Origin of the sequence: Mycobacterium ulcerans subsp. shinshuense (assembly GCF_002355775.1) — a bacterium.
Classification (GTDB): domain Bacteria; phylum Actinomycetota; class Actinomycetes; order Mycobacteriales; family Mycobacteriaceae; genus Mycobacterium; species Mycobacterium marinum.
In genome coordinates this window covers 123,641-132,282 of sequence record NZ_AP017625.1, presented here as the reverse complement: position 1 = coordinate 132,282, position 8,642 = coordinate 123,641, and the positions used below count along the sequence as shown (strand labels likewise).

General features: G+C 63.7%; 12 pseudogenes. All 12 read left to right on the top strand.

The features are described from left to right. Positions 1-32 precede the first annotated feature (32 nt). Positions 33-278, top strand: a pseudogene (locus tag SHTP_RS30850) (polyketide synthase dehydratase domain-containing protein); the annotation flags it as partial. 27 nt (positions 279-305) lie between these two features. Further along, positions 306-863: pseudogene (locus SHTP_RS30845) on the top strand (polyketide synthase dehydratase domain-containing protein); the annotation flags it as partial. Then, positions 849-1,454 (top strand): annotated as a pseudogene (locus SHTP_RS30840) (SpnB-like Rossmann fold domain-containing protein); the annotation flags it as partial. The pseudogenes SHTP_RS30845 and SHTP_RS30840, both read left to right, overlap by 15 nt. A 99-nt stretch (positions 1,455-1,553) precedes the next feature. After that, positions 1,554-2,048 (top strand): annotated as a pseudogene (locus SHTP_RS30835) (beta-ketoacyl reductase); the annotation flags it as partial. 108 nt (positions 2,049-2,156) lie between these two features. Then, positions 2,157-3,745: pseudogene (locus SHTP_RS30830) on the top strand (acyl carrier protein); the annotation flags it as partial. A 12-nt stretch (positions 3,746-3,757) separates the two neighbouring features. Further along, positions 3,758-5,260, top strand: a pseudogene (locus SHTP_RS30825) (acyltransferase domain-containing protein); the annotation flags it as partial. Between the two features lie 183 nt (positions 5,261-5,443). Continuing rightward, positions 5,444-5,689: pseudogene (locus SHTP_RS30820) on the top strand (polyketide synthase dehydratase domain-containing protein); the annotation flags it as partial. 27 nt (positions 5,690-5,716) lie between these two features. Next, positions 5,717-6,274 (top strand): annotated as a pseudogene (locus tag SHTP_RS30815) (polyketide synthase dehydratase domain-containing protein); the annotation flags it as partial. Continuing rightward, positions 6,260-6,865 (top strand): annotated as a pseudogene (locus SHTP_RS30810) (SpnB-like Rossmann fold domain-containing protein); the annotation flags it as partial. The pseudogenes SHTP_RS30815 and SHTP_RS30810, both read left to right, overlap by 15 nt. 228 nt (positions 6,866-7,093) lie before the next feature. Next, a pseudogene (locus tag SHTP_RS30805) lies at positions 7,094-7,216 on the top strand (hypothetical protein); the annotation flags it as partial. Continuing rightward, a pseudogene (locus SHTP_RS30800) lies at positions 7,211-7,843 on the top strand (zinc-binding dehydrogenase); the annotation flags it as partial. The pseudogenes SHTP_RS30805 and SHTP_RS30800, both read left to right, overlap by 6 nt. A 24-nt stretch (positions 7,844-7,867) precedes the next feature. Then, positions 7,868-8,407, top strand: a pseudogene (locus SHTP_RS30795) (beta-ketoacyl reductase); the annotation flags it as partial. Positions 8,408-8,642: the final 235 nt, after the last annotated feature.

Genomic DNA, 8,642 nt, shown 5'->3' with positions numbered 1-8,642 from the left:
CCGGTGATTTCAGCGGGGCCAATACCCACGCCATGCATCCGCTGCTAGACACCGCCACCGAACTGGCCGAAAACCGCGGATGGGTGTTCACCGGCCGGATCAGCCCACGCACCCAACCATGGCTAAACGAACACGCCGTCGAATCAGCCGTGCTGTTCCCAGGCACCGGATTTGTCGAGCTAGCGCTGCATGTCGCTGACCGTGCCGGATATTCCTCGGTCAACGAACTGATCGTGCACACCCCCCTGCTGCTCGCTGGCCACGACACCGCGGATCTACAGATCACCGTCACCGACACCGATGACATGGGCCGGCAGTCTCTTAACATCCACTCGCGCCCACATATCGGCCATGACAACACCACCACCGGCGATGAACAACCCGAGTGGGTTCTGCATGCCAGCGCAGTCCTGACCGCACAAACCGCCGACCACAACCACCTCCCCCTAACGCCTGTGCCGTGGCCTCCACCCGGCACAGCCGCGATCGAGGTGGATGACTTCTACGACGACCTAGCTGCACAGGGCTACAACTACGGCCCAACATTCCAAGGTGTGCAACGGATATGGCGTGACCACGCCACACCCGATGTCATCTACGCCGAAGTTGAACTACCCGAAGACACCGACATCGACGGCTACGGCATCCACCCCGCCCTATTCGACGCCGCTTTACACCCCCTACTCGCCCTGACCCAACCCCCCACCAACAACACCGATGACACCAACACCGCAGACACCGGTGACCAGGTGCGGCTGCCCTACGCCTTTACCGGCATCAGTTTGCACGCCACCCACGCCACCCGATTGCGGGTACGGCTGACCCGTACCAACACCGATGCCATCACCGTGCACACCAGTGACACCACCGGAGCCCCGGTGGCGATCATCGACTCATTGATCACCCGCCCCCTCACCACCGCCACAGGGTCTGCTCCGGCAGCCACGGCAGCTGGCCTACTACACCTGAGCTGGCCACCACACCCCGACACCACGACCGACACCGACACCGACACCGATGCCCTGCGGTATCGGGTGATCGCCGAACCCACTCAACAGCTGCCCCGCTACCTGCACGACCTACACACCAGCACCGACCTGCACACCAGCACCACCGAAGCAGACGTGGTTGTGTGGCCGGTACCGGTGCCCAGCAACGAAGAGCTCCAGGCACACCAAGCATCCGACACCGCGGTGTCTTCTCGGATACACACCCTGACCCGCCAAACACTTACCGTGGTGCAGGACTGGCTCACTCACCCCGACACCACCGGCACCCGACTGGTCATCGTGACCCGCCACGGCGTCAGCACCAGTGCCCACGACCCGGTCCCCGACCTAGCCCACGCCGCAGTGTGGGGCCTGATCCGCAGCGCCCAAAACGAACACCCCGGACGCTTCACACTGCTCGACACCGACGACAACACCAACAGCGACACCCTCACCACCGCCCTAACCCTGCCAACCCGCGAAAACCAACTGGCCATACGCCGCGACACCATCCACATCCCCCGCCTGACCCGACACAGCAGTGACGGTGCGCTCACTGCGCCGGTGGTGGTAGATCCTGAGGGCACGGTGTTGATCACCGGGGGGACCGGGACGCTGGGTGCCTTGTTTGCCGAGCATCTGGTTTCTGCCCATGGTGTCCGGCATCTGTTGTTGACCTCGCGGCGCGGACCTCAGGCCCACGGTGCCACCGATCTGCAGCAGCGGCTCACCGATCTAGGTGCTCATGTCACCATCACGGCCTGCGATATCAGCGACCCCGAAGCACTGGCCGCCCTGGTCAATTCAGTGCCCACACAACACCGTTTAACCGCGGTAGTGCACACCGCCGCGGTATTGGCCGACACCCCAATCACCGAGTTGACCGGCGATCAACTCGACCAGGTGCTGGCCCCCAAAATCGACGCGGCATGGCAGCTGCACCAACTCACCTACGAACACAACCTGTCTGCATTCATCATGTTCTCGTCCATGGCCGGAATGATAGGCAGTCCCGGTCAGGGTAACTACGCGGCAGCCAACACCGCGTTAGATGCTCTCGCCGACTACCGCCACCGCCTGGGCTTGCCCGCGACCAGCCTGGCCTGGGGCTACTGGCAGACCCGCACCGGTGTCACCGCGCATCTAACCGATGTAGATCTAGCCCGCATGACCCGCCTGGGTTTGATGCCCATCGCCACCAGCCACGGACTGGCCCTGTTCGATGCCGCCCTCGCCACCGGACGGCCCGTTTCGATACCCGCCCCGATCAACACCCACACCCTGGCCCGACACGCCCGCGACAACACCCTGGCCCCGATCCTGTCTGCGCTGATCACCACACCACGGCGCCGGGCGGCTTCTGCCGCAACCGATCTCGCTGCCCGCCTCAACGGACTTAGCCCCCAACAGCAACAACAAACACTGGCCACCCTCGTGGCCGCGGCCACCGCCACCGTGCTGGGCCACCACACCCCCGAAAGCATCAGCCCAGCCACCGCGTTCAAAGACCTCGGAATCGATTCGCTGACCGCCCTTGAACTGCGCAACACCCTCACCCACAACACCGGCCTGGATCTGCCCCCCACCCTCATCTTCGATCACCCCACACCCACCGCGCTAACCCAACACCTGCACACCCGACTCACCACCGGTGCCCTGGTGCCGGCTCCGGTGGTGATCGCAGCTGGTCGTACCGAGGAGCCGGTGGCGGTGGTGGGGATGGCGTGTCGTTTCCCCGGTGGTGTCGCATCAGCGGATCAGTTGTGGGACTTGGTGATCGCTGGCCGTGATGTGGTGGGTAATTTTCCGGCCGATCGGGTTGGGATGTGGAGGGACTGTTTGATCCCGATCCGGACGCGGTCGGCAAAACCTACACCCGTTACGGCGCGTTCCTTGACGATGCGGCAGGTTTTGATGCCGGGTTCTTTGGGATCTCTCCACGGGAGGCACGCGCGATGGACCCCCAGCAGCGGCTGCTGCTGGAGGTGTGCTGGGAAGCGCTAGAAACCGCGGGTATTCCCGCGCACACCTTGGCCGGCACCTCCACCGGGGTGTTCGCCGGAGCCTGGGCCCAGTCCTACGGCGCCACCAACTCCGATGACGCTGAGGGGTATGCGATGACCGGCGGCGCGATCAGCGTCATGTCCGGCCGTATCGCCTACACCTTGGGCCTAGAAGGTCCAGCGATCACCGTTGACACCGCCTGCTCGTCATCGCTGGTGGCAATTCACCTGGCCTGCCAATCCTTACGCAACAACGAATCCCAGCTAGCACTGGCCGGCGGCGTCACCGTGATGAGCACACCTGCGGTTTTCACCGATTTCTCCCGCCAACGCGGCCTGGCCCCAGATGGACGCTGCAAAGCCTTCGCCGCTACCGCCGATGGCACCGGCTTTGGTGAAGGCGCCGCGGTCTTGGTCCTTGAACGGCTCTCCGAGGCCCGCCGCAACAACCACCCGGTCCTTGCGATCGTCGCTGGATCGGCGATCAACCAAGACGGCGCATCCAACGGACTGACCGCACCCCACGGCCCGTCACAACAACGCGTCATCAACCAAGCACTAGCCAACGCCGGCCTCACCCACGACCAGGTCGACGCCGTCGAAGCCCACGGCACCGGCACCACACTGGGTGACCCCATCGAAGCCGGCGCCCTACACGCCACCTACGGCCACCACCACACGCCCGATCAACCGCTTTGGCTGGGATCCATCAAATCCAACATCGGCCACACCCAAGCCGCCGCCGGCGCCGCCGGTGTGGTCAAGATGATCCAAGCCATCACCCACGCCACCTTGCCCGCCACCTTGCACGTCGACCAACCCAGCCCCCACATCGACTGGTCCAGCGGCACAGTCCAACTCCTAACCGAGCCCATCCAATGGCCCAACACCGACCACCCCCGCACCGCGGCGGTGTCCTCATTCGGCATCAGCGGCACCAACGCCCACCTCATCCTCCAACAACCCCCCACCCCCGACACCACACAAACCCCCGACACCACAACAGGTTCTGATCCCGCAGTGGGTTCTGATCCCGCAGTGGGTTCTGATCCCGCAGTGGGTGTACTGGTGTGGCCGTTGTCAGCGCGTTCAGCGCCGGGGTTAAGCGCACAAGCGGCCCGTCTGTACCAGCATCTCAGCGCCCACCCCGATCTGGATCCGATCGATGTAGCCCACAGCCTGGCTACCACACGCAGCCACCACCCCCACCGCGCCACCATCACCACCAGCATTGAGCACCACAGCGAAAACAACCACGACACAACCGATGCGCTGGCCGCACTGCACGCCCTGGCCAACAACGGCACACACCCCCTGCTGAGCAGAGGCCTGCTGACCCCACAGGGCCCCGGCAAAACAGTGTTCGTGTTCCCCGGACAGGGCAGTCAATACCCCGGCATGGGCGCAGATCTCTACCGCCAATTCCCCGTGTTCGCCCACGCCCTCGACGCATGCGACGCAGCGTTACAGCCTTTCACTGGATGGTCGGTGCTAGCTGTGTTACACGACGAACCCGAGGCCCCGTCGTTGGAGCGGGTCGATGTGGTCCAGCCTGTGTTGTTCTCGGTGATGGTGTCGTTAGCCGCACTCTGGCGGTGGGCCGGAATCACCCCCGATGCAGTCATCGGCCACTCCCAGGGCGAGATCGCCGCGGCACATGTGGCCGGAGCCCTGACCTTGCCCGAAGCAGCTGCGGTAGTGGCTTTGCGCAGCCGTGTCTTGACCGACCTGGCCGGTGCCGGTGCCATGGCTTCAGTGCTATCGCCCGAGGAACCACTGACCCAGCTGCTGGCACGGTGGGACGGCAAGATCACTGTCGCCGCAGTTAACGGCCCCGCTAGCGCTGTGGTCTCCGGCGATACCACAGCGATCACCGAATTGCTGACTACCTGCGAACACGAAAACATCGACGCTCGCGCTATCCCGGTGGACTACCCCTCTCATTCCCCCTATATGGAACACATCCGCCATCAGTTCCTCGACGAGCTACCCGAGCTGACACCGCGGCCATCAACCATCGCGATGTATTCCACCGTCGACGGCGAACCTCACGACACCGCCTACGACACCACCACAATGACCGCGGACTACTGGTACCGCAACATCCGTAACACTGTCCGGTTCCATGACACTGTCGCTGCCCTGCTCGGGGCGGGTGAGCAGGTTTTCCTGGAACTCTCACCTCACCCGGTGTTGACACAAGCGATCACCGACACCGTCGAACAAGCCGGCGGCGGCGGCGCAGCAGTGCCAGCTTTACGCAAGGATCGCCCTGATGCTGTCGCGTTCGCTGCAGCACTCGGCCAGCTGCACTGCCATGGCATCAGCCCATCCTGGAATGTTCTTTACTGCCAGGCCCGCCCCCTCCCACTGCCCACCTACGCTTTCCAGCATCAGCGTTACTGGCTGCTGCCCACCGCCGGTGATTTCAGCGGGGCCAATACCCACGCCATGCATCCGCTGCTAGACACCGCCACCGAACTGGCCGAAAACCGCGGATGGGTGTTCACCGGCCGGATCAGCCCACGCACCCAACCATGGCTAAACGAACACGCCGTCGAATCAGCCGTGCTGTTCCCAGGCACCGGATTTGTCGAGCTAGCGCTGCATGTCGCTGACCGTGCCGGATATTCCTCGGTCAACGAACTGATCGTGCACACCCCCCTGCTGCTCGCTGGCCACGACACCGCGGATCTACAGATCACCGTCACCGACACCGATGACATGGGCCGGCAGTCTCTTAACATCCACTCGCGCCCACATATCGGCCATGACAACACCACCACCGGCGATGAACAACCCGAGTGGGTTCTGCATGCCAGCGCAGTCCTGACCGCACAAACCGCCGACCACAACCACCTCCCCCTAACGCCTGTGCCGTGGCCTCCACCCGGCACAGCCGCGATCGAGGTGGATGACTTCTACGACGACCTAGCTGCACAGGGCTACAACTACGGCCCAACATTCCAAGGTGTGCAACGGATATGGCGTGACCACGCCACACCCGATGTCATCTACGCCGAAGTTGAACTACCCGAAGACACCGACATCGACGGCTACGGCATCCACCCCGCCCTATTCGACGCCGCTTTACACCCCCTACTCGCCCTGACCCAACCCCCCACCAACAACACCGATGACACCAACACCGCAGACACCGGTGACCAGGTGCGGCTGCCCTACGCCTTTACCGGCATCAGTTTGCGCGCCACCCACGCCACCCGATTGCGGGTACGGCTGACCCGTACCAACACCGATGCCATCACCGTGCACACCAGTGACACCACCGGAGCCCCGGTGGCGATCATCGACTCATTGATCACCCGCCCCCTCACCACCGCCACAGGGTCTGCTCCGGCAGCCACGGCAGCTGGCCTACTACACCTGAGCTGGCCACCACACCCCGACACCACGACCGACACCGACACCGACACCGATGCCCTGCGGTATCGGGTGATCGCCGAACCCACTCAACAGCTGCCCCGCTACCTGCACGACCTACACACCAGCACCGACCTGCACACCAGCACCACCGAAGCAGACGTGGTTGTGTGGCCGGTACCGGTGCCCAGCAACGAAGAGCTCCAGGCACACCAAGCATCCGACACCGCGGTGTCTTCTCGGATACACACCCTGACCCGCCAAACACTTACCGTGGTGCAGGACTGGCTCACTCACCCCGACACCACCGGCACCCGACTGGTCATCGTGACCCGCCACGGCGTCAGCACCAGTGCCCACGACCCGGTCCCCGACCTAGCCCACGCCGCAGTGTGGGGCCTGATCCGCAGCGCCCAAAACGAACACCCCGGACGCTTCACACTGCTCGACACCGACGACAACACCAACAGCGACACCCTCACCACCGCCCTAACCCTGCCAACCCGCGAAAACCAACTGGCCATACGCCGCGACACCATCCACATCCCCCGCCTGACCCGCACCGCTGTCCTGACACCACCGGACAGCGGCCCCTGGCGCCTTGACACCACCGGCAAGGGTGATCTGGCCAACCTCGCCCTGCTACCGACCGCCCACACTGCCCTGGCCTCTGGACAAATCCGTATCGATGTCCGGGCCGCTGGTTTGAATTTTCACGACGTGGTCGTCGCGTTGGGGCTAATCCCCGACGACGGATTCGGCGGAGAAGCCGCCGGGGTGATCAGCGAGATCGGTCCCGACGTCTACGGATTCGCCGTGGGTGATGCCGTGACCGGCATGACCGTCTCTGGTGCGTTTGCCCCCAGCACTGTCGCTGATCACCGCATGGTGATGACGATCCCGGCCCGGTGGTCCTTCCCCCAAGCCGCATCCATACCGGTGGTATTCCTGACCGCCTACATCGCTTTGGCCGAGATCTCGGGCCTAAGCCGAGGGCAACGAGTGCTGATCCATGCCGGCACTGGCGGTGTGGGTATGGCTGCGATTCAATTGGCACACCATTTGGGTGCCGAAGTATTCGCCACCGCCAGCGCCGCGAAATGGAGCACCCTTGAGGCACTGGGGGTACCGCGCGACCATATCGCTTCCTCGCGTACTCTGGACTTTTCCAACGCATTCCTCGATGCCACCAACGGCGCCGGTGTTGATGTCGTATTGAACTGCCTCAGTGGTGAATTCGTCGAAGCATCCCTAGCCCTGCTGCCCCGCGGTGGCCATTTCGTCGAAATCGGCAAAACCGACATCCGTGATACCGAGGTCATCGCCGCAACCCATCCCGGCGTCATTTACCGCGCCCTCGATCTGCTCAGCGTCTCCCCCGATCACATCCAGCGCACACTGGCCCAACTGTCCCCACTGTTTGCCACCGACACCCTAAAACCCCTACCGACCACTAATTACAGCATCTACCAAGCCATCTCGGCCTTACGTGACATGAGTCAAGCCCGTCACACAGGCAAGATCGTGCTCACTGCGCCGGTGGTGGTAGATCCTGAGGGCACGGTGTTGATCACCGGGGGGACCGGGACGCTGGGTGCCTTGTTTGCCGAGCATCTGGTTTCTGCCCATGGTGTCCGGCATCTGTTGTTGACCTCGCGGCGCGGACCTCAGGCCCACGGTGCCACCGATCTGCAGCAGCGGCTCACCGATCTAGGTGCTCATGTCACCATCACGGCCTGCGATATCAGCGACCCCGAAGCACTGGCCGCCCTGGTCAATTCAGTGCCCACACAACACCGTTTAACCGCGGTAGTGCACACCGCCGCGGTATTGGCCGACACCCCAATCACCGAGTTGACCGGCGATCAACTCGACCAGGTGCTGGCCCCCAAAACCGACGCGGCATGGCAGCTGCACCAACTCACCTACGAACACAACCTGTCTGCATTCATCATGTTCTCGTCCATGGCCGGAATGATAGGCAGTCCCGGTCAGGGTAACTACGCGGCAGCCAACACCGCGTTAGATGCTCTCGCCGACTACCGCCACCGCCTGGGCTTGCCCGCGACCAGCCTGGCCTGGGGCTACTGGCAGACTCACACCGGTCTCACCGCGCATCTAACCGATGTAGATCTAGCCCGCATGACCCGCCTGGGTTTGATGCCCATCGCCACCAGCCACGGACTGGCCCTGTTCGATGCCGCCCTCGCCACCGGACGGCCCGTTTCGATACCCGCCCCGATCAACACCCACACCCTGGCCCGACACG